Source organism: Cellulosimicrobium sp. EB106-03-01-XG111 (assembly GCF_058792115.1).
In genome coordinates this window covers 347,509-366,655 of the sequence record NZ_JBYTEQ010000002.1, presented here as the reverse complement: position 1 = coordinate 366,655, position 19,147 = coordinate 347,509, and the positions used below count along the sequence as shown (strand labels likewise).

15 protein-coding genes are annotated in these 19,147 nt (G+C 74.8%); 6 read left to right on the top strand and 9 right to left on the bottom strand.

Annotated elements, in window-relative coordinates; all coding sequences use genetic code 11:
- Positions 1-15: 15 nt before the first annotated feature.
- Positions 16-765 (bottom strand): YggS family pyridoxal phosphate-dependent enzyme, encoded by a 750-nt coding sequence (locus AC3WT4_RS03700; RefSeq protein WP_492314749.1) that lies wholly within the window; start codon positions 763-765, stop codon positions 16-18.
- Positions 766-874: 109 nt separating this feature from the next.
- Between AC3WT4_RS03700 and AC3WT4_RS03695 the strand changes: the two genes are divergently transcribed.
- Positions 875-1,273: a YccF domain-containing protein gene (locus AC3WT4_RS03695; RefSeq protein WP_061266859.1), complete on the top strand. Its 399-nt coding sequence runs from the start codon at positions 875-877 to the stop codon at positions 1,271-1,273.
- A gap of 35 nt (positions 1,274-1,308) precedes the next feature.
- On the opposite strand, the gene ybaK is transcribed toward AC3WT4_RS03695, so the two are convergent.
- The 3 genes from ybaK to AC3WT4_RS03680 all read right to left on the bottom strand — a co-directional run bounded on the left by ybaK (position 1,309) and on the right by AC3WT4_RS03680 (position 4,024).
- Positions 1,309-1,812, bottom strand: coding sequence for a Cys-tRNA(Pro) deacylase (gene ybaK, locus AC3WT4_RS03690; protein WP_492314748.1), 504 nt, complete (start codon positions 1,810-1,812; stop codon positions 1,309-1,311).
- A 44-nt stretch (positions 1,813-1,856) separates the two neighbouring features.
- Positions 1,857-3,044, bottom strand: coding sequence for a Cmx/CmrA family chloramphenicol efflux MFS transporter (locus tag AC3WT4_RS03685; RefSeq protein ID WP_492314747.1), 1,188 nt, complete (start codon positions 3,042-3,044; stop codon positions 1,857-1,859).
- Between the two features lie 254 nt (positions 3,045-3,298).
- Complete coding sequence (locus AC3WT4_RS03680) at positions 3,299-4,024, bottom strand: VIT1/CCC1 transporter family protein (protein WP_171468145.1); 726 nt, start codon at positions 4,022-4,024, stop codon at positions 3,299-3,301.
- Between the two features lie 88 nt (positions 4,025-4,112).
- On the opposite strand from AC3WT4_RS03680, the gene AC3WT4_RS03675 reads away from it, so the two are divergent.
- Positions 4,113-4,538, top strand: a complete 426-nt coding sequence (locus AC3WT4_RS03675) for a carboxymuconolactone decarboxylase family protein (RefSeq protein WP_074809937.1) — start codon at positions 4,113-4,115, stop codon at positions 4,536-4,538.
- 40 nt (positions 4,539-4,578) lie between these two features.
- Here AC3WT4_RS03675 and AC3WT4_RS03670 read toward each other — a convergent pair whose 3' ends face one another.
- Positions 4,579-7,314 carry a DEAD/DEAH box helicase gene (locus tag AC3WT4_RS03670; RefSeq protein ID WP_257417371.1) on the bottom strand — a complete coding sequence of 912 codons (2,736 nt, stop codon included), beginning with the start codon at positions 7,312-7,314 and terminating at the stop codon, positions 4,579-4,581.
- 379 nt (positions 7,315-7,693) lie between these two features.
- Between AC3WT4_RS03670 and AC3WT4_RS03665 the strand changes: the two genes are divergently transcribed.
- Complete coding sequence (locus tag AC3WT4_RS03665; RefSeq protein ID WP_492314746.1) at positions 7,694-12,760, top strand: glycoside hydrolase domain-containing protein; 5,067 nt, start codon at positions 7,694-7,696, stop codon at positions 12,758-12,760.
- A 118-nt stretch (positions 12,761-12,878) separates the two neighbouring features.
- Positions 12,879-13,472: a YdeI/OmpD-associated family protein gene (locus AC3WT4_RS03660; RefSeq protein ID WP_492314745.1), complete on the top strand. Its 594-nt coding sequence runs from the start codon at positions 12,879-12,881 to the stop codon at positions 13,470-13,472.
- A 27-nt stretch (positions 13,473-13,499) separates the two neighbouring features.
- Here the strand turns inward: AC3WT4_RS03660 and AC3WT4_RS03655 are convergent, their stop codons facing one another.
- Both AC3WT4_RS03655 and AC3WT4_RS03650 read right to left on the bottom strand, forming a co-directional pair.
- Positions 13,500-14,327 (bottom strand): aminoglycoside 3'-phosphotransferase, encoded by an 828-nt coding sequence (locus AC3WT4_RS03655; protein ID WP_492314744.1) that lies wholly within the window; start codon positions 14,325-14,327, stop codon positions 13,500-13,502.
- Positions 14,328-14,408: 81 nt separating this feature from the next.
- Positions 14,409-15,398, bottom strand: coding sequence for a 3-methyladenine DNA glycosylase (locus tag AC3WT4_RS03650; RefSeq protein ID WP_492314743.1), 990 nt, complete (start codon positions 15,396-15,398; stop codon positions 14,409-14,411).
- Positions 15,399-15,599: 201 nt separating this feature from the next.
- Between AC3WT4_RS03650 and AC3WT4_RS03645 the strand changes: the two genes are divergently transcribed.
- Both AC3WT4_RS03645 and AC3WT4_RS03640 read left to right on the top strand, forming a co-directional pair.
- Positions 15,600-16,676 (top strand): DUF4190 domain-containing protein, encoded by a 1,077-nt coding sequence (locus tag AC3WT4_RS03645; RefSeq protein ID WP_492314742.1) that lies wholly within the window; start codon positions 15,600-15,602, stop codon positions 16,674-16,676.
- 28 nt (positions 16,677-16,704) lie between these two features.
- The gene (locus tag AC3WT4_RS03640) at positions 16,705-17,652 is read left to right on the top strand and encodes a hypothetical protein (RefSeq protein WP_492314741.1); all 948 of its coding nucleotides are present in this window, start codon (positions 16,705-16,707) and stop codon (positions 17,650-17,652) included.
- 24 nt (positions 17,653-17,676) lie between these two features.
- Here AC3WT4_RS03640 and AC3WT4_RS03635 read toward each other — a convergent pair whose 3' ends face one another.
- Together AC3WT4_RS03635 and AC3WT4_RS03630 are read right to left on the bottom strand one after the other, a co-directional pair.
- The gene (locus AC3WT4_RS03635) at positions 17,677-18,057 is read right to left on the bottom strand and encodes an MmcQ/YjbR family DNA-binding protein (protein ID WP_492314740.1); all 381 of its coding nucleotides are present in this window, start codon (positions 18,055-18,057) and stop codon (positions 17,677-17,679) included.
- A 76-nt stretch (positions 18,058-18,133) separates the two neighbouring features.
- Positions 18,134-19,141 (bottom strand): aldo/keto reductase, encoded by a 1,008-nt coding sequence (locus AC3WT4_RS03630; RefSeq protein WP_108048498.1) that lies wholly within the window; start codon positions 19,139-19,141, stop codon positions 18,134-18,136.
- Positions 19,142-19,147: the final 6 nt, after the last annotated feature.

Genomic DNA, 19,147 nt, shown 5'->3' with positions numbered 1-19,147 from the left:
AGGCCAGCCGGGGCTCTACCTCGGCGGGGTGGGGCGGGGGCCGAAGACGGCGGTGCCGACGCGGACGATCGTCGCGCCCTCCGCGACCGCGAGCTCCAGGTCGCCGCTCATGCCCATGGACAGCGCGCGGGCGTCCGCGGTCCCGGGTGCGCCCGAGCCCACGACGGCGTCGCGCACCGCGCGCAGGCGCGCGAAGCCCGCGCGCACCACGGCCTCGTCGGGCGAGTTCGCGCCGATCGTCATGAAGCCCGCGAGGCGCAGCCCGTCGAGCGCGGCGACCGCCGTCGCGAGGGCGGGCGCGTCGTCGGGCCGCACGCCCGACTTCGACTCCTCGCCCGAGACGTTGACCTGGACCAGGACGTCGAGCACGCGGCCGTCCCGCGCGCAGCGCGCCGCGAGCGCCTCGGCGAGCGCGAGCGAGTCCACGCTCTCGACGCCGGTCGCGGTGGCGAGGACCTGGTTGACCTTGTTGCGCTGGAGGTGGCCGATCATGTGGACCTCGACCCGGCCCGCGGCGACGAGGTCGGCCAGGTCGGGCGCCTTCGCGACGAGCTCCTGGACGCGGTTCTCACCGATGAGGTCCGCGCCCGCCTCGACCACGGCGCGGACCGCGTCGGCGCGCTGGGTCTTCGTCGCCACGAGCAGCCGCACGTCCGACGCCGCACGCCCGGCCGCGCGCGCGGCGTCGTCCACCCGGGTCCGCACCCGGGCGAGGTTCTGCGCGATCTGCGCGGGCAGCACGGACGACGGCTCGGCGAGGGGCATGCGGCCAGTCTAGGTCGGCCGCACGGTCCGGGATCCGGGTCGTCTCAGGGTGGTCCCCGATCCGCACGGCCGCCCCGATCGGCGAGAATGGTGGGGAAAGGACGGTGCCGTGAAGACGCTGCTCAACATCATCTGGCTCGTGTTCGCCGGGCTGTGGCTCGCGCTGGGCTACGTCGTGGCGGGGGTCATCTGCTGCATCCTGATCGTGACGATCCCGTTCGGCATCGCGTCGTTCCGCATCGCGGGCTATGCGCTGTGGCCGTTCGGCCGCACGGTGGTCGACAAGCCGACCGCGGGCGCCTGGTCGACGATCGGGAACGTCATCTGGGTGCTCGTCGCGGGGATCTGGCTCGCGATCGGGCACGTCGTCACCGCGATCCCGCTCTTCGTTTCGATCATCGGCATCCCGCTCGGGATCGCCAACCTCAAGATGATCCCGGTCTCGCTCCTGCCGCTCGGCAAGGACATCGTCCCGACCGACGCGCGGTACACCTTCTACCAGCGCTGAGGCCGGCGCGGGGTCGCTCCGCCCGCGGCGCGGTCCTACCGCGCGACGGGGGCGGCCGTGCCCGCGGTGAGGCGCAGCAGGTCCGCGGGCGCCAGGCCCACGTCGAGGCCACGGCGCCCGCCCGAGACGTAGACGGCGTCGAACCCGAGCGCGCTGTCGTCGAGGAACGTGCGGTGGGGCTGCTTCTGGCCCAGCGGCGAGATCCCGCCCACGACGTACCCGGTCGCGCGCTCGGCCGCGGCGGGCTCGGCCATGCTCGCCTTCTTGCCGCCCGCCGCCTTGGCGAGCGCCTTGAGGTCGAGCTGCCGGTCGACCGGCACGATCCCGACGACGAGCGGGCCGCCGTCGACCACGGCGAGCAGCGTCTTGAACACCTGCTCCGCAGGCACCCCGATGGCCGCGGCCGCCTCGAGCCCGAAGGACAGCTCGCTCGACGGGTCGTGCTCGTACGGGTGGAGCGTGTGCGCGACCCCCTCGCGCTCGAGGAGGGCGACCGCGGGCGTGCCGGCGTGCGCGGAGGACTTCGACTTCTTGGCCACGGCCCGATTCTGCCGCAGCGGACGCGGGGGAGCGCCCGCACGGGTCAGCGGGGGGCGCGGGCCGTCGCGGGGCCGGTCGCGCGACGCAGGACGGCTACCGGCACCAGGGCGAGCGCCGTCGCCGCCACGGCGACCCACACCGGCCCGCGGTCGCCGAGCCCGGTGGCGATGGTCGCTGCGGCGACGGCCGGCCCCACGGCCGCGCCGACGTTGAGGGCCGCCGTCGCGAAGGAGCCGCCCAGCGTCGGTGCGCCCGACGCCGCGCGGAGCACCTGCGCGATCAACGTGCCGCCGACCGCGAAGCCGAGGACGCCCTGCACCAGCACGAGGCAGAGCAGCACCAGGGGAACGGCGGCGAAGGCGGCCAGGGCGACCCAGCCCGCCAGCAGCAGGACGCCGCCCACGGCGACCACGACCCCGGGGATGCGGTCGGACGTCCGGCCCGCGACGGTGACGCCGACGAAGGAGCCGACCCCGAAGAGCACGAGCGCGACGGGCACCCACCACCGGCTCAGCCCAGCGACGTCGGTCACCAGCGGAGCGAGGAACGTGAGCGTCGCGAAGGTGCCGGTGTTGACCAGCGCGGCGGACGCCATCGTGAGGACGAGCGGGGGCGAGACGAGCTGTGCCAGCTCCGCCCGCAGCGTCGGTGCGCCGACGGGCACGAGGTCAGCCCGCTCGGTCCCGCGCGCGGCAGGGAGGCCGCGGGCGATCCCGACCGCGGAGGGCAGGCAGAGGACCGCGACGGCCCAGAAGGTCGACTCCCAGCCCCACGCGGCGCCGAGGAGCGCCCCGGCCGGGACGCCCGCGACCATCGCGACGGTGGTGCCCGACAGGAGCACGGCGACGGCGCGCCCCGTGCGGTCCGCGGGCACGAGCGTCGCCGCCGTGCTGAGCGCGACGGCGAGGAACCCCGCGTTGGCGAAGGCCGCCACCACGCGGACCGCGACGAGCGCCGCGAAGCTCGGGGTGACCGCGCCGACGACGTGGGCGAGAGCGAACAGCGCGACGCAGCCGAGCAGCGTCGCCCGCACCGGCAGGCGGCGGGCCGAGGCCGCCATGAGCGGCGCGCCGACGACCATGCCAACGGCGAAGGCCGACGTCAGCAGGCCGGCCGTCCCCACCGGGACGTCGAGGCGGGCGGCGATGTCCGGCACAAGGCCTGCGAGCATGAACTCCGAGGTGCCCATGGCGAAGACTGCCAGGGCGAGCAGGTACAGGGCACGAGGCATCGAGGGCTCCGGGGTGCGAGAGGACGAGCAGGAGGGGTCTCGTCACACCACGGTCAGCGCCCGGAGGGCAGCGTCCGGCACGGCACCCGCACGCAGCGGGGGGCGGAAGGCAGCGCTGAGAGGCTCAGCGGTCCTGGGGGCTGACGGTGTGACCGTGAGCCCCCGGAGTGGATGCCTCAGGGCTCGACATGGGCCACACCCTACCCAAGGGGCCGCGCGGGCGCCGGGAGCCCCCGAACGTCCCGGGTCCTCGGTCAGACGTTCACGTCGAGCAGCGAGCCGATCGCGTACGTGACGCCCATCGCGACCGCGCCGCCGACGACGGTCCTCACCGTCGCGCGGCGCGTCGGAGCGTTGCCCAGGCGTGCCGACCCCCAGCCGGTGAGGACGAGCGCGAGCACGACGGCGACGAAGGTCAGCGGGATACGGATGGTCGCCGGGGCCAGGAGGATCGCCGCGAGCGGGAGCAGCCCGCCGACGGTGAACGACACGATCGACGCGACCGCGGCCTCCCACGGGCTCGTGAGCTCGTCGGGGTCGATGTGCAGCTCGGCGTCCGCGTGCGCGGCCAGCGGGTCGCGCTCGGTGAGCTGGACGGCAACCTGGCGTGCGAGGTCGGGCGTCAGGCCCTTCGCCTCGTAGAGGCCGGCGAGCTCGTCGAGCTCCGCGTCCGGCATCTCCGCGAGCTCGCGGCGCTCGGTCGCGAGGAGCGCCTTCTCGGTGTCGCGCTGCGTGCTCACCGAGACGTACTCGCCCGCCGCCATGGACAGCGCGCCCGCGAGCAGCGCCGCGCCGCCCGCCGTCGCGATGACGGGGATCGACGTGCTCGTCGCCGCGACGCCCACGACGACGCCCGCGGTCGAGACGATGCCGTCGTTCGCGCCGAGCACCCCCGCCCGGAGCCGGTTGAGCCGCGAGCCCGTGCTCTCCGGGTGGTGGGGCTCGCCGGGGTGCCGACCGGTGCGCGGTGCGTCGCTCATGGGTTCACCGTAGGACGCGACCGGCGTGGCGCGACCCGGGCGCGAGACCGTCGACCGCGACCGCCGCGCGTCCTCTACCCTGCTCCGCGTGACGCAGGGGAACTCCACGGACGACCGGCCGACGACGCGCGCGGAGCGCTACGAGCACGGGCGGGCGGTGTTCGGCGCGGTCAACGAGGCGGCGCCCGCCGCCATCGCCGAGGCGCTCGCCGACGTCTCGCCCGAGCTCGAGCACCAGATCTCGGCGTGGGCGTACGGCGAGATGTACGCGCGCCCGCACCTGGAACCGCGGGACCGCCAGCTCGTCACGCTCGGGATGCTCGCTGCGCTCGGCGGGTGCGAGGCGCAGCTCGACATCCACGTGGGGACCGCGCTCGACGTCGGGCTGACGCCGCGCGAGATCGTCGAGGCGCTTCTGCAGTCCGCGGTGTACTGCGGCTTCCCGCGCGCGCTCAACGCGACCGCGGTCGCGAAGGAGGTCTTCGCGCGGCGCGGACTCCTGCCGGTCGAGTGAGGGCCCGGCCCGGACGCCCGGACGCCCGCGCGAACCCGGCCTACAGCGGCCCGACGGCCAGCACCGTCACCACGGGCTCGCCCGCCTCGTCGCTCGCCGCGAGGTCGACGCTCGCCGTGATCGCCCAGTCGTGGTCGCCCGCCGGATCGTCGAGCACCTGCCGCACGAGCCACGTGCCCGCGGGCACCACGCCGCCGGGGGCGTGCTCCGCCGTCGGGCCCTCGTGGCCTGCGGGCAGCTCGGCGCCCGCCTCGACGACGCGGAACAGCGCCGCGGAGCGGGCGCCGGGCCCGATGCCGATCGCGTCGTCGCCCTGGTCCTCGAAGAGCGGGTCGAGCGCGTCGCCCCACGCGTCCGCGTCCCAGCCCGCGCCGCCGTCGAGCGCGCCGAGCGCGCGGTAGTCCTCGCGCGCGGCGAGCTCGACGCGGCGGAACAGCGCGTTGCGCACGAGGCGGCGGAACGAGCGCGGGTTGCCCGTGACGGGACGGGTGGGCGCCTCGGCCCCCGCCCCGGAGAGCGGGCCGTCGCCCACCTCGGTGTCCGCGTCGTCGTCGACCGGGTGCGCGAGGCGCTCCCACTCGTCGAGGAGCGACGAGTCGACGCCGCGCACGAGCTCGCCGAGCCACTCGACGATCTCCTGCACCTCCTCGGTGCGGTGCTCCTCGGGGACGACCTGGCGCAGCGCGCGGTAGGCGTCCGCGAGGTAGCGCAGCACCACGCCCTCCGTGCGCTCGAGGCCGTAGACGGACACGAACTCCGCGAACGTCATCGCGCGCTCGACCATGTCGCGGACCACCGACTTGGGGGAGAGCTCGGCGTCCGCGACCCACGGGTTGGACCGCTTGTACATCGCGAACGCGGGCGCCAGCAGCTCCTCGAGCGGCTTGGGCCACGTGATCTCCTCGAGCAGCGCCATGCGCTCCTCGTACTCGTACCCCTCGGCCTTCATCGCGGCGACGGCCTCGCCCTTGGCAGCGTTCTGCTGGGCGTAGAGCACCTGGCGCGGGTCGTCGAGGGTCGCCTCGATGACGGAGACGACGTCGAGCGCGTGGGTCGCGCCCTCGACGTCGAGCAGGTCCAGGGCGGCGAGCGCGAACGGCGACAGCGGCTGGTTGAGCGCGAACTCGCGCGGCAGGTCGCCGACGAGGCGCACGCTCGGGCGGTAGCCCGCGGGGCGCGACGGGTCGGGGACGCGCACGCGCTCGACGATCCCCGCCACGCGCAGCGAGCGGTAGATGCGGAACGTCTGGCGCACGTGCTCGCGGCGCTGCGACTCGGTGTCGTGGTTCGCGAGGAGCAGGTGGCGCATGGCCTCGACCGGGTCGCGGCGCGGGTCGCTCGCGTCGGCCTGGCCGCCGCGACCGTGCTGCGCGGTGCGTGCGAGGACGTTGAGCACCATGGCGTGCGTGACGGTGAAGTGGCTCGTCAGGGGCTCGGGCTCGGCGTCGCGCAGGCGCTCGAACGTCGCGTCGGTCCAGTTGACCGAGCCCTGCGGCGCCTTCTTGCGGACGATCTTCTTGAGCTTCTTCGGGTCGTCGCCCGCCTTGGCGAGCATCTTGCGGTTCTCGATGACGTGCTCGGGCGCCATGACGAGCACCTCGCCCACGGTGTCGTACCCGGCGCGGCCCGCGCGCCCCGCGATCTGGTGGAACTCGCGCGCCGTGAGGTGGCGCATGCGCTCGCCGTCGAACTTCACGAGGCTCGTGAGCAGCACGGTGCGGATCGGCACGTTGATGCCGACGCCGAGCGTGTCCGTGCCGCACACGACCTTGAGCAGGCCCGCCTGCGTGAGGCGCTCGACGACGCGCCGGTACTTGGGCAGCATGCCCGCGTGGTGCACGCCGACGCCGTGGCGCAGGAACTTGCTGAGCGTCTTGCCGAACCCGGTGCCGAAGCGGAAGTCGCCGAGCTCGGCGGCGATCGCCTCCTTCTCGGACTTCGTCGCGACGTTCATCGACAGCAGGGACTGCGCGCGCTCGACCGCGTCCTTCTGCGTGAAGTGCACGACGTACACGGGCGCGCGGCGCGTGCTGACGAGCTCCTCGATGACCTCGGTCAGCGGCTCGACGACGTAGCTGAAGTGCAGGGGGACCGGCCGCTGCGCGGTGGTCACCTCGGCGACGGGCCGGCCGGTGCGCTCCTCGAGCTCCTCGACGAACCGGGTCGTGTCGCCGAGCGTCGCCGACATGAGCAGGAACTGGGTCCTCGGCAGCTCGAGCAGCGGCACCTGCCACGCCCAGCCGCGCTGCGGGTCCGCGTAGAAGTGGAACTCGTCCATGACGACCTGGGAGATCGCGTCCTCGTCGTCCGCACCGGCGTTCTCGCCGCCCCGGCGCAGCGCGATGTTCGCGAGGATCTCGGCCGTGCAGCAGATGATGGGGGCGTCGGGGTTCACCGCGGAGTCACCGGTCGTCATGCCGACGTTCTTGGAGCCGAACGCCGCGACGAGCGCGAAGAACTTCTCGCTGACGAGCGCCTTGAGCGGCGCGGTGTAGTAGGTGCGGCCGCCGCGGCCCGAGCGGTGCGCGGCGAGCGCCGCGAACTGGGCGCCCATCGCGACGAGCGACTTCCCCGACCCGGTGGGCGTCGAGAGGATGACGTGCGAGCCGGTGACCAGCTCGATGAGCGCCTCGCTCTGGTGGGGGTAGAGCTCGAGACCCTGCTCCGTCGCCCAGGTGGTGAACCCCTCGTAGAGCGCGTCCGGGTCGGGGGCCTTGCCCGTCGGGGCGGGCACGTGCGCGAGAAGAGCCGGGGTGCGGCCGGTCGTGGTGGTCACGGCACGAGTCTGTCAGGTGTCGCGGAGGCCGGTCGCCGGACCGGCGCTGCGGGGGGCCCGGGGGACCGAGAAGGGGCTTGATAGCGCTGTCAACCTGTGCGAGGGTAGCCCCGGACGTGCACGGGACGCGCGTCCAGCCTCCGCGTCACCGACGACCACCGAGCCCACGCCGCCGTGGGACGGAGGGAGCACCCGTGCGGCCACCCGCAGATCACCCGCTCGTCACCTGCCCCTGACAGGGTGGCGCAGGCCCGCCCCGGCCCCCGCGCCGTCTCACCCCTGACCGCCCCTGCCGCCCCGGCGCCCCCGCCGGCGGCCCCTGCCCGAGGACACCATGGCCCCCAGCCTGCCGACCCCCCGATCCCTGGACCCCAGGCCCGTGACCCCCGCGACCCCGGACCGCCCGCGCCGGCCCGCCCCGCGGCTGGTCGCGGGCGCGCTCGCCGTGGCGCTCGCCGTCGTCGGCCTCGCGCCCGCGACCGCCGCGAGCGCCGCCCCCGAGCCGCCGTCGACCGACTACGCGTCCCTGGTCGACGTCTTCGTCGGCACCGAGGGCGACTACGGCAACGACATGCCTGCCGCGCAGGCGCCGAACGGCCTCGCGAAGGTCAACCCGCGCACCACGCCGGGCCGGAACAACACCGGGTACGACTACGCGCAGTCGAAGATCTCGGGCTTCACGCACACCAACCTCGACGGGGTCGGGGGCTCCGGCGGCGGCGGCGACCTCCTCGTGGTCCCGACGTCCGGGTCGTACACGGCGCGCCCCGGCACGGGCACGTACGCGCACCCGTTCTCGCACGACGACGAGCAGGCGGGTCCCGGTTTCTACTCCGTCGGGCTCGGCAACGTCGCGGGCAAGGACGGCGCGATCACCGGCGCGCCGGGCACGATCGAGGCCGAGGTCGCGGCGACCACGCGCTCGGGCGTGCACCGCTACGCGTTCCCCGCGGGCTCGACGCCGAGCCTCGTCGTGGACCTCGAGACGAACAACACGAGCCGCCGGTCGTCGTCGGTGCAGGCCGAGACGCGCGCGGACGGCACCGTGGAGCTGTCCGGGCACGTCACCGGCTACTTCTACAACGCGGCCTACACGCTGTACTACACCGCGCGCACGCTCCAGCCCGCGACGGTCCAGACCTGGGGCGACGACGACCGGCTCGTCGACGCGACCGCCCAGGACGGCGTCGACACCGGCGCGATCCTCACGTTCGACCCGGCCGACGCCGGGGAGGTCGGGCTCCAGGTCACCCTGTCGCCGGTGAGCGTCGAGCAGGCGCGGATCGACCAGCAGGTCGAGCTCGGCGACCTGTCGTTCGACGCGATCCGCGACCGCACCCGCGCGGAGTGGAACGCGACGCTCGGGCGGGTCGCGATCGACGCCTCGACGGCGACGGACCCGACGGGCGAGCTCCAGCAGCTCTTCTACACGCACCTCTACCGCATGTTCGCGATGCCGATGAACGCGACGAGCACCTCGGGCACGTACCGCGGCGTCGACGGGGCGGTGCACGCCGCGCAGGGCTTCACGTACTACGACTCGTGGGCCACGTGGGACGACTTCCGCAAGTTCTCCGTCATCGCGTACATCGACCCGGCGCTGTACCGGGACATGGTGCAGTCGCTGGTCTACCTGTTCGCGGACGCCGAGGCGACGGGTTCCGGCGGCGGCCTCGGCGGGTTCGTGCACTCGGTCCCGACGGTGCGCTGGGAGCGGTCGTCGGTCGTGGTCGCAGACGCGATCGCCAAGGGCTTCGACGGGTTCGACCGCCTCGACGAGGCGTACCCGGCGCTCCAGCGGCTCGTCGGGCAGTACAGCGCGGACGAGCTCCAGCGGGGCTACGTGGCGGGAAACCCCGGCGCGTCCGTGCAGCGCGGCTACGACCAGTACGGCCTGTCCGTGATCGCGGACGAGCTCGGGCTGACCGACGAGGCCGAGACGCTGCGCGAGCAGGCGTCGTGGCCGATCGAGAAGCTCACCAAGCCGGGCGCGTGGACCGCCGCCGACGGCACGCAGGTCGGCCTCCTCACCCCCCGCGCCGCGGACGGGTCGTGGCAGAGCGCCGACTACGCGAAGTTCGAGGCCGCCAGCCTCTACCAGGGCACGCTCTGGCAGTACCACTGGTACGACGCGTACGACATGGACGCGCTCGTCGAGGCGATGGGCGGCCCCGAGGCGGCGCGCCTCGCCATGCGCCACATGTTCGGTGAGCACGCGCCGGACGACGGCAAGGCCATGCTCCACTCGAACGCGAACGAGATCGACCTCCAGGCGCCGTACCTCTTCAACTACACGGGCGAGCCGAGCCTGACGCAGAAGTGGGCGCGCGCGATCTACACGAAGGAGACCTGGAACCGGTACATCGCGACCGGCTCGTCCAGCGCCGTGCCGAGCGGTGGCGGCGAGTTCACGCCGCCCGTCAAGACGAAGGTCTACCGGCTCGACCCCCGCGGGATGCTCCCCACGATGGACAACGACGCGGGCACGATGTCGACGATGTTCGTCGCCGCGGCCGTCGGGCTGTTCCCGGTGACCGCGGGCTCGTCCCAGTTCCAGGTCGGGTCACCGTTCTTCGACTCGACGACCATCACCTACGACGACGGCAGCGCCTTCACGGTCACGGCCGACGGCGTCTCCGAGGACGCGCTCTACGTCCAGTCCGCGACGCTCGACGGCGCGACGTTCGGCAACACGTGGGTCGACTACGCGACCGTGGTCGGCGGAGCCGACCTCGCGTTCCGCATGGGCGAGCAGCCGAGCGACTGGGGCACGGACACGGCGCCCGCGTTCTCGATGAGCACCGCGACCGACGAGCCGGCGGAGGGACCGCGCGTCAGCGCCGACCCGACCACCGTGCGGACCGGCGACGGCGGCGCGCTCGACGCGACCGTGACGCTCACGCTCGACGGCGCCCGCCTCGCCGCGCCCGCCGGCACGGACCTCGTCGCGAGCGGGGCGGCGAGCGTCGTCGGGCTGCCCGACGGCGTCACCGCGGCCGTGACGGTCGCGTCGCCGACCGCGCTGACCGTCTCCCTGACGGGGACGGCGTCCGCCGACGCGCGCTTCTTCGTCCACCTGGGCGACGCCGCGCTCGCCGACGGCGTCGCCGCGGCGTCGCTCCGCGGGCAGGGCGTCTCGGTGCGCTCGCCCCTGCGGCTGTCCGTGGCGTCCGCCGAGCGCGACGCGCTCGCCGCGCTCGTCGACGACGCCGTGCTCGTGCGGCACGGGAACTACTCCTCGGTGACGTTCGACCGGTTCTCGACCGCCCTGACCCGGGCGCAGGAGGCGCTCGCGGACGAGGCGGCGACGAGCATCGCGCTGCGGTTCGCGGCCGACCGGCTCGGTGCGGCGGCCGACGCGCTCGACCTCACGGGAGGCGGCTACCGCACGCTCGAGGCCGAGCAGTCCGAGGCGTGGTCGGGCGGGGAGCTGAAGAACGAGGCGAACAGCTCGTCCGGCAACCTCGGCGGCGTGCGCTCGGGGTCCTGGGTGCAGTACCGCGACATGACCTTCGAGACCGCGGCCGGGGACACCCCGCCGCGCTTCCTCACGGTCCGGTACGACACGAGCTTCGCCCCGACGGACACGCCGAGCACCGTGCGCGTGCACGCCGGCGACGTGAGCGGCCCCGTGGTCGCGACCGTCGACCTGACGGGCACGAGCGGCTGGGGAAAGTACACCGAGGTGACGGCGGAGCTCGGCGACGTGCAGGCGCTCGTCGACGCGCAGGTCGTGACGTTCGAGCTCCTCGCGCCGTCGGGCCGGAGCTGGGTCGGGAACTTCGACTGGTTCCGGTTCAGCGCCGAGGACCCGGGCGCCCCGGGCCAGCCGGGCGAGTCCCCGACCGTGACGATCGAGGCCGAGGACTGGACCGCGAGCTCCGGTCGCGGGCTCAAGAAGGAGTCCTCGACGTGGACGAGCGGGCCGGTGACGAACGTCGGCGGCACCGCGGACGGTGACTGGCTCGCCTACGGCGAGGTCGACCTCGGTGAGCTGCCGCTCGGCGAGCTGTCGGTCCACTACGTGCACAACTCGAACCGGTCCGGGAAGAACTCGGCGCTGTCGGTGTACCTCGACGCGTTCGACCCGGCGAACCCGGGCGAGCCGTTCGTCACGGTGCCGCTGCCGACCACGGGGTCGACCTGGACCACGGACGGGACGGCGACCGTCGTCCTGCCCGAGACGGTGCAGGGGACGCACGAGGTGTTCGTGCGCCTGACGACCGAGCCGTACGCCGACCACCCGTACGTCGCGAACCTCGACAGCCTGACGTTCGCGCCGGGCGGCCCGACGTCGGTCGTCGTCGAGTCCGAGGCCTGGACCTCGAACTCGGGTCGCGGGCTCAAGAACGAGAGCTCGACGTGGACGAGCGGTCCGGTGACGAACGTCGGCGGCACCGCGGACGGCGACTGGCTCGCTTACGGCGAGGTCGACCTCGGCTCCGCCGCGCTCGACCAGCTCTCCGTGCACTACGTGCACAACTCGAACCGTTCGGGTCGGAACTCGGCGCTGTCGGTCTACCTCGACACGTTCGACCCGGCGAACCCGGGCGAGCCGTTCGTCACCGTCCCGCTCGCGAGCACCGGGTCGAGCTGGACGACGGACGGGACCGCCGTCGTCGAGCTGCCGACCACGGTGCGCGGCAAGCACCAGGTGTGGGTGCGCCTGTCGACGGAGGCGTACGCCGACCACCCGTACGTCGCCAACCTCGACAGCATGCGCTTCTTCACCGACGCGTACGACGTCGAGGTCCCGCCGACCGACACCGCGGCGCTCGCCGCGGCGGTCGACGCGGCCGGGACGCCCGAGGCGGAGATCGCGCGCTACGGCCGGATCGACGCGAGCGTCTTCACCCGCGAGCTCGCGGTGGCACGGACCGTGCTCGCCGACGCCGGCGCGACCCAGGCGCAGGCCGACGAGCGGGCCCGGCGCCTCGGCCTGGCGACCGACCAGCTCGTGCCTGCCGAGCGCCGTCGGCTCGAGAACCTCGTGGCGAGCGCCGAGGCTCTGACCGACGAGGGGTACAGCCCCGAGTCCTGGCAGGCCTTCCGCACGGCGCTCGGCGCGGCGACCGGGACGCTCGACGACGACGCGGCGTCCGACGCGGCGCTGCACGACGCGCGGCTCGCGCTCCAGGGCGCGATCGACGCCCTGGAGGAGCCGGCCGACGTCGTGCTCGTCGAGGTCGAGGTCAGCCCGCGCTGCCTCGCCGGCAAGCCCTACGTCGCGGTCCGCGCGGTGAACGTCTCCGACGCGGCCGTCGACGTCGAGCTGGCGTCGTCGCTCGGCACGAGGACGTTCGTCGGCGTCGCGCCGGGTGCGAGCGCGTACCAGTCGTTCGCCGCGCGGTCTGCGACGGGCGACCTGGACGTCACCGTCGCGGCGACGGGGGCGGACGGCACCCAGACGGTCGAGCAGGTCGTCACCGTCCCGTCCTGCTCCTGACCACAGGACGCACGACCGACCCGGGAGGCTCCGACGGGGCGCCTCCCGGGTCGGCACCCTGGCGCCTCCGCGGCGGACCGGGCACGCTGGTGCCCCGACCGACGACGGAGGCGCCACCGTGACCGAGGAGTACCAGGGCCGGCCCGCGTTCCACGCACAGACCCCCGCGGAGTGGCGGGCGTGGCTCGCCGCGCACCACGACGACCCCGAGCCCGGGGTCTGGCTCCTCACGTGGCGGCGCGAGAGCGGTCGGCCGACGTTCGGGTACGAGCCGTGGATCGAGGAGGCGCTGTCCTACGGCTGGATCGACGGGCAGGCCGCGACCGTCGACCAGGACCGGCACGCGCTGTGGTTCACGCGCCGCCGTCCTGGCTCCCGCTGGACGCGGCTCAGCAAGGAGCGGGTCGCCCGCGTCGAGGCGGACGGGCGCCTCACCGACGCCGGGCGCACCGCCGTCGAGGCGGCCCGGGCGGACGGGTCCTGGACCCGGCACGACGACGCGGAGGCGCTCGTCGTCCCCGACGACCTCGCCGCGGCGCTCGGCGAGCGGCCCGACGCGCGGGCGCGCTTCGACGCCTTCACGCCCGGCGTGCGGCGCTCGATCCTCGGCTGGATCGTCGAGGCGAAGCGGCCCGACACCCGGGCGCGCCGGATCGCGGAGACCGCCGAGCTCGCCGAGCAGGGCGTCGCCGCCCACCAGCCGCGTCGCTGACGGCGCACGGCGCGCCGCACCCCGCCGTCAGGACAGGTCCCAGAGCAGCCGGTAGTACGCGATCCGCTCGGGGTCGGGGTCGACGCCGTAGCCCGCGTAGACGTGGCCGTCGTACCCGGGGCCGTAGTTCCACTCCGTGCTCCATGCCGCGACGGCGAGGTCCGCCCAGCGGTCCGCGACCCCGAGCGACCCGAGGTCGACGTGCGCGGCGAACGTGCCGTCGTCGTGCAGGAGCGTGTTCGGCACGCACGCGTCTCCGTGGCACACGACGAGGTGGTCGACCGGGGGAGCGTCGTCGAGCCGGGCGCGCGCCTCGGCGACGGCCAGACCACGGTGCTCGGGGAACCACTGGTCAGGCCCGTGCCCGCGTGCGAGCCGGTCGTCGGCGTTCGCGACACGCTGCGCGACGGACCAGGTGAAGGGGCACGACGCGACCGGGAGCGCCTCGTGCAGAGCGCGCAGCCCGCGGCCGATCGCGGTCGCCGCGACCGCCGGGTCGCCCGTCCAGCGAGCCTCGACCGCCGACCGTCCCGCGACGGCCTGCGTCACGAGCCACGAGCCGTCGTCGTCCGCGCCCTGGTCGAGGACGCGCGGCACGGGGGTCCGGTCGCCGACCCACGCGAGCCGCTCGGCCTCTCCCGCCAGGTCGATCTCCGGGACGCCCGCCGGGACCCACTTCGCGTACCGGACCGGTCCCGCGGCCTCGCCGCCGCGCGGGTCGAGGCGGAACGTCAGCCCGCCGACGGTGTTGCGCCAGACCGGGGTGACGACGTCGTCCCCCGCGAGCGCGCGGACGACGGCGGGGACGGCCACGGGGCCGGTGGGGATCTCGGCGATGGTCTCGGCGCGGCTCACGCGGGCGATCCTCGCACGCGGGCCGGTCGCCGGTCACGGCTGTCTTCGGCGCGACGCCGGCCTCGTCAGCGCGTCGGCGCGTCAGCGGGGAGAGCGGGCGGCCGCGCCGTCCGGCGGGAGCAGCGCGTCGCACGCGGCGACGAGCCGCTCGCGCAGCGCCGCCCCGCGGGCGGCGAACGCGCGCTGGTGCCGCACGTACTCGGCCTTGCCCTCGGGCGTCTCGATCGCCACCGGCTCCAGCCCGTACGACGACACGTCGTAGGGCGACGCCTGCATGTCGACGACGCGGACGTCGCGCGCGAGCTCGAAGGCGTCGAGCACGACGTCCCCGGGGACGGCCGGCGTGAGCTTGAGCGCCCACTTGTAGAGGTCCATCGTCGCGTGCAGGCACCCCGGCTGCTCCAGGGCGGGCTGCGTCTCGCGCGTGGGCCGCAGGCGGTTGAGCGGACCGGCCTCGGGCGTGAAGAAACGGAAGGCGTCGAAGTGGGAGCACTGCACGGGGTGGTCCTCGACGACCCGGTCCGTCCCGTCGTGCCCGAGCCGCAGGGGGAGCGGGTGCCGGTGGTCGCGCCCGGCCGCCTTGTCGCGGTAGACCATGGCCCACTCGTGGAGCCCGAAGCAGCCGAACCGGCCCGGGCGCGCCGCGGTGGCGTCGAGCAGGGCGCGCAGGTACCGCACGGTGTCGCCGCGGTCGGCGAGGAACGCGTCGGTGTCGAGCGTCAGACCGTCGGGCGTGCTCCGGTACCAGCGCCATCCGGAGCGGTCGGCGTACGGGTCGGGCGCCGCGTCGGTGCCCGGTGCCGCACCGCTCCCGGCGGTCGGGGGAGCCAGCACGACGCCCGGCCCCGGGTGCCAGCGCCGGAGCTGGGCCGGGCGCGTGGGGTAGTAGGTGAAGAGGAAGTCCTCGATCGCGTGCTTCTGCCCGAGCGGCTTGCGGTGCCGCCACCCCGCCGTGAGCGCGTCCGCGCGCTCGGCGTGGGCGCGCTCGCGCTCCGCCCACTCCGCGGCAGGCAGCACGCCGGGGCCGACGACGGGCGTCGTCCGGGGGGTCGCGGGGGCGGTCGCAGGCACGCACCCAGGGTACGAGAGCCCGCGGGGGCGTCGGCGCGGCGGACTTTCACCCGCCGCGTGGTTTTCCCGATGTGGGCGCGACCGGGAAGAATGGCCGTGAACGTGCTGTGAAGACCCGGCGCGTCCGGCCGGCCGACCGCGCGTCGGCCGTCCACCCCGACCCGAACGACCGATCTCGCGGCGAGGCCGCGGAGGAGCACCATGTCGCAGCCGCCCACGGCACCGCAGGACCCGTACCAGTTCGACCCCTACCGGCCGCAGGGCTCCGACCCGGCGCAGGAGGGGCACGGACAGGGGCAGGACGCGTGGGCGTCGCAGGGAGAGCCGCAGCCCCAGCCGTACGGCTCGCCCGACGCCGCGTACGGCGCGCCCGGGTACGGCGGCACGCCGGAGCAGGCGCCCTACGGAGACCCCGGCCACCCGCCCTACGGTGCCGATCCTCAGGCCGCGTACGGGCAGCAGGGCTACGGCCAGCCCGCCGGGTCCCCGGCTCAGGGGTACGCGCAGCCCTACCCCGACGCCGGGGCGCAGCAGCCGTACGGCCAGCCCTACGGCGACCCTGCCCAGCAGCCCTACGGTGCCGCGCAGCAGCCCTACGGGAGCCCGTACGGGAACGGCTACGCCGCGTACACGGCGCCGGCGCCGTCGACCGGGACGATGGCGATCGTCGGCTTCGTGCTGGCGATCCTCGGCTTCCTCGGCAGCTGGATCCCGTTCGTCAACATCTTCGCCGCGGTGATGGGCATCGCCGGCGTGGTGCTCGGCTTCGTCGGGCTGTCGCAGGCGAAGCAGGGCCGGTCGGGCAAGGGCTTCTCGATCGCGGCGATCGTGCTCGGTGTGGTCTCGGTGCTCGTGACCATCCTCGTGTGGGTCCTCTTCGTCGTCGCGGCGAACGAGGCCTCGTCGCAGTACGAGCAGACGCTCTCGGAGATCCAGGAGGACTCCGACCGCGCGCTCGGCGAGTCGACGGACGAGATCCTCGCGAACGACCTCGGTGTCGAGGTCGGCACGTTCGAGGGCGCCGCCGACGAGTTCGGCTGGGTCGAGTCCGCCCTGCCGCTCACGCTGACCAACACCTCCGACGAGCCGCTGACGTTCGACCTCGACGTCGACGCCGTCGCGGCCGACGGCACGGTCGTCGAGTCCGACTTCGTCTACACCGACCAGCTCGCCCCGGGCGAGTCGACGACCGTCGAGGCCTTCGACTTCATCGACTCCGAGAACCTGGAGGCCATGAAGACGGCGACCTTCGAGGTCACGCGCGTGAGCGCGTACTGACCGGCGCACGGGACCGAGGGACGGACCGGTGAGCACGAGCGACTCCAGGACCCCGCCCGACGACGCGGCGCCCGCACCCGCGTGGGGCACGGCGCCCGGCGCGGCGGGGGAGCGCGAGCCCGCGCCGTCGGCGCCCGACCCCGCGGAGCCCTCGCCGCCCGCGGACGGCGTGGAACGCCCGGCCCCCGGCGACCCCGAACCCGCACCGACGGCGCAGCCCGCGCGGGCCCGACGCTCGGGGACGGGCGTCCTCGTCACGGCGTGCCTCGGCGTCCTGCTCGTCGGGGCCGTCCTCGTCACCGAGGCCATGACGGCGCGCTGGGGCTGGGCGCACGTGGGCTGGCTCTACCCCGTCGCCGGAGCCGTCGTGCTCACGGTCGGCGCCGTCGCCTGGCGTCGGGGCACGCGCGGTGTGCCGAGGGCGACGCGCGCGCTCGTCGCGCTGCTCGCGGGGACGGTCGTCGTCACGACCTGGGTCGCGGTCGACGTCGTGCCCGCGGCCGGTCCCGGCTACGGCGTGGGGAGCTCGCTGCGCGGGTACCCGCTCGGCGGCGGGTCCGACGACGGCCCGGAGATCACGGCCGTGTCCGACCGCGTCTGGTTCGGCGACTCGGTCCGGTACGCCGACGGCCTCGTCGTCTCGGTCTCGGCCCCGCAGGCGTACACGCCGAGCGAGCACGCGGCGGTGCGGGACGGCGACCCGCCGGACTCCGTGCGCGTCCGGGTGCGCCTGACGAACGGCACGGGCCGCGCCGTCGACCCCGGGAGCATCGACGTGCAACCGGTGTCGGGGGGCCTCGTGGCCCGCCGGGTGTACGACTACGCGCCGGACGTCCTGCTCGAACGCCCCGACCTCGTGGCCCGGGGGTCGAGCGGCGAGTGGGACCTCGTGTACGCCGTCCACGACCCGGAGGACGTCACGGTGGCGCTGGAGCCGACGTGGGCGAACTACGCGGTGGCCGTCTTCTCCTGGTGACGCCTCTCCCCGCTCGCGCAGGCGTCACTCCGTGCGCCGCAGGTACTCCTGCGCGAGCCGGTGCGGGGCGCGGGCGAGCCACGCGTCCTGCACGAGCTCCTCGAGCTCCGGCACGGGGACCCGGTCGAGCCGCGCGAGCACGATCGGGTACCCGTCGAAGTGGCTCGTCATGAAGAACGTGCCGGGGTCGTCCTGGACCAGCGCGGCCTTCTCGCCCTCGTCCGCGACGCGCAGCGCGACGGGCGGCTCCGCCGGGGCCGCGTCGCCCAGCTCGTCGAGGTCGCGCGGGCGCAGGGGGCGCTCCCACACGAAGAGCTTGCCGTGCACCGTCCACCGGCGCGCGTCCTTGAGGTCCGTGCCGGGCAGCACCGCCACGACCCGTCCGACGTCCTCCCACGAGGCCATGCCCCCACGGTAGGCAGCCGGTCGCGGTCGGGCCACACGAGCGGCCGCCGCGCCCGCGGGAGCGCGGCGGGGCGGGTCAGAAGGGCGCGACCTTCCCGAGCGGCGGGAAGATCTCGTCGAGCTCCGCGAGATCGTCGGCCGTGGGCCGCCACGCTCCGGCGGCGGCGTTCTGCCGCACCTGCTCGGGCTTCGTCGCACCCGCGATGACGCTCGACACCTGGGGCCGGGAGAGCAGCCAGCCGAACGCGACCTGCACCTCGGTGATGCCGCGCACCTGGCAGAACGCGCCCAGCCGCGCGAGCGCCTCCCAGGGCGCGGACTCGAGCAGGTGCGGCTTGCTGCGCACGAGCCGGCCGTCGTCGGGCCGCGCGCCGTGCGCGTACTTGCCGGTGAGCAGGCCGTTCGCGAGCGGGAAGTACGGCAGGACGCCGAGCCCGTACGCCGCCGCGGCGGGGAGCACCTCGAGCTCGGCCGCACGGTCGACGAGGTTGTACTGGTTCTGCGCGGACACGAACCGCACGGTGCCCGCCGCGCGCGCGACGAGCTCTGCCTCCGCGATCTGCCACCCGGCCCGGTTCGAGTGCCCCACGTAGAGGACCTTGCCCGCGCGCACGAGGTCGTCGAGCGCCGCGAGCGTCTCGTCGATCGGCGTCTGCGGGTCGGGGGTGTGGAACTGGTAGAGGTCGATGCGGTCGGTGCCGAGGCGGCGCAGCGAGCCCTCGACCGCCCGCACGACGTAGCGGCGCGAGCCGCGCGCGTCGAAGTCCGCCCCCGCGGCCCCGCGCATCGACATGCCGAACTTCGTCGCCACGACGACGTCGTCGCGCCGCGACCCGAGCGCCTGGCCGAGCAGCTCCTCGCTCAGACCCGGGCGGCCGCCGTACGTGTCGGCCGTGTCGAAGAACGTCACGCCCGCGTCGAGCGCTGCGTCGACGACGGCGCGCGTGCCCTCCAGGGTCTCCGTCGCCGTCGCGGGGCGCCCGAAGTTGTTGCACCCCAGCCCGACGGCGGACACCGCCAGGCCGGACCGGCCGAGACGGCGCAGAGCGGGGCGGGGTGCGGTGTCGTCGCTCGTGGTGGTCATGCGGCC

Excerpts from the sequence above, each read along its gene's own strand:
- AC3WT4_RS03700 (WP_492314749.1), bottom strand. The coding sequence starts at position 765 with ATGCCCCTCGCCGAGCCGTCGTCCGTGCTGCCCGCGCAGATCGCGCAG.
- AC3WT4_RS03680 (WP_171468145.1), bottom strand. The coding sequence starts at position 4,024 with ATGAGCGACGCACCGCGCACCGGTCGGCACCCCGGCGAGCCCCACCAC.
- AC3WT4_RS03630 (WP_108048498.1), bottom strand. The coding sequence starts at position 19,141 with ATGACCACCACGAGCGACGACACCGCACCCCGCCCCGCTCTGCGCCGT.
- AC3WT4_RS03645 (WP_492314742.1), top strand. The coding sequence starts at position 15,600 with ATGTCGCAGCCGCCCACGGCACCGCAGGACCCGTACCAGTTCGACCCC.
- AC3WT4_RS03635 (WP_492314740.1), bottom strand. The coding sequence starts at position 18,057 with ATGGCCTCGTGGGAGGACGTCGGACGGGTCGTGGCGGTGCTGCCCGGC.
- AC3WT4_RS03685 (WP_492314747.1), bottom strand. The coding sequence starts at position 3,044 with ATGCCTCGTGCCCTGTACCTGCTCGCCCTGGCAGTCTTCGCCATGGGC.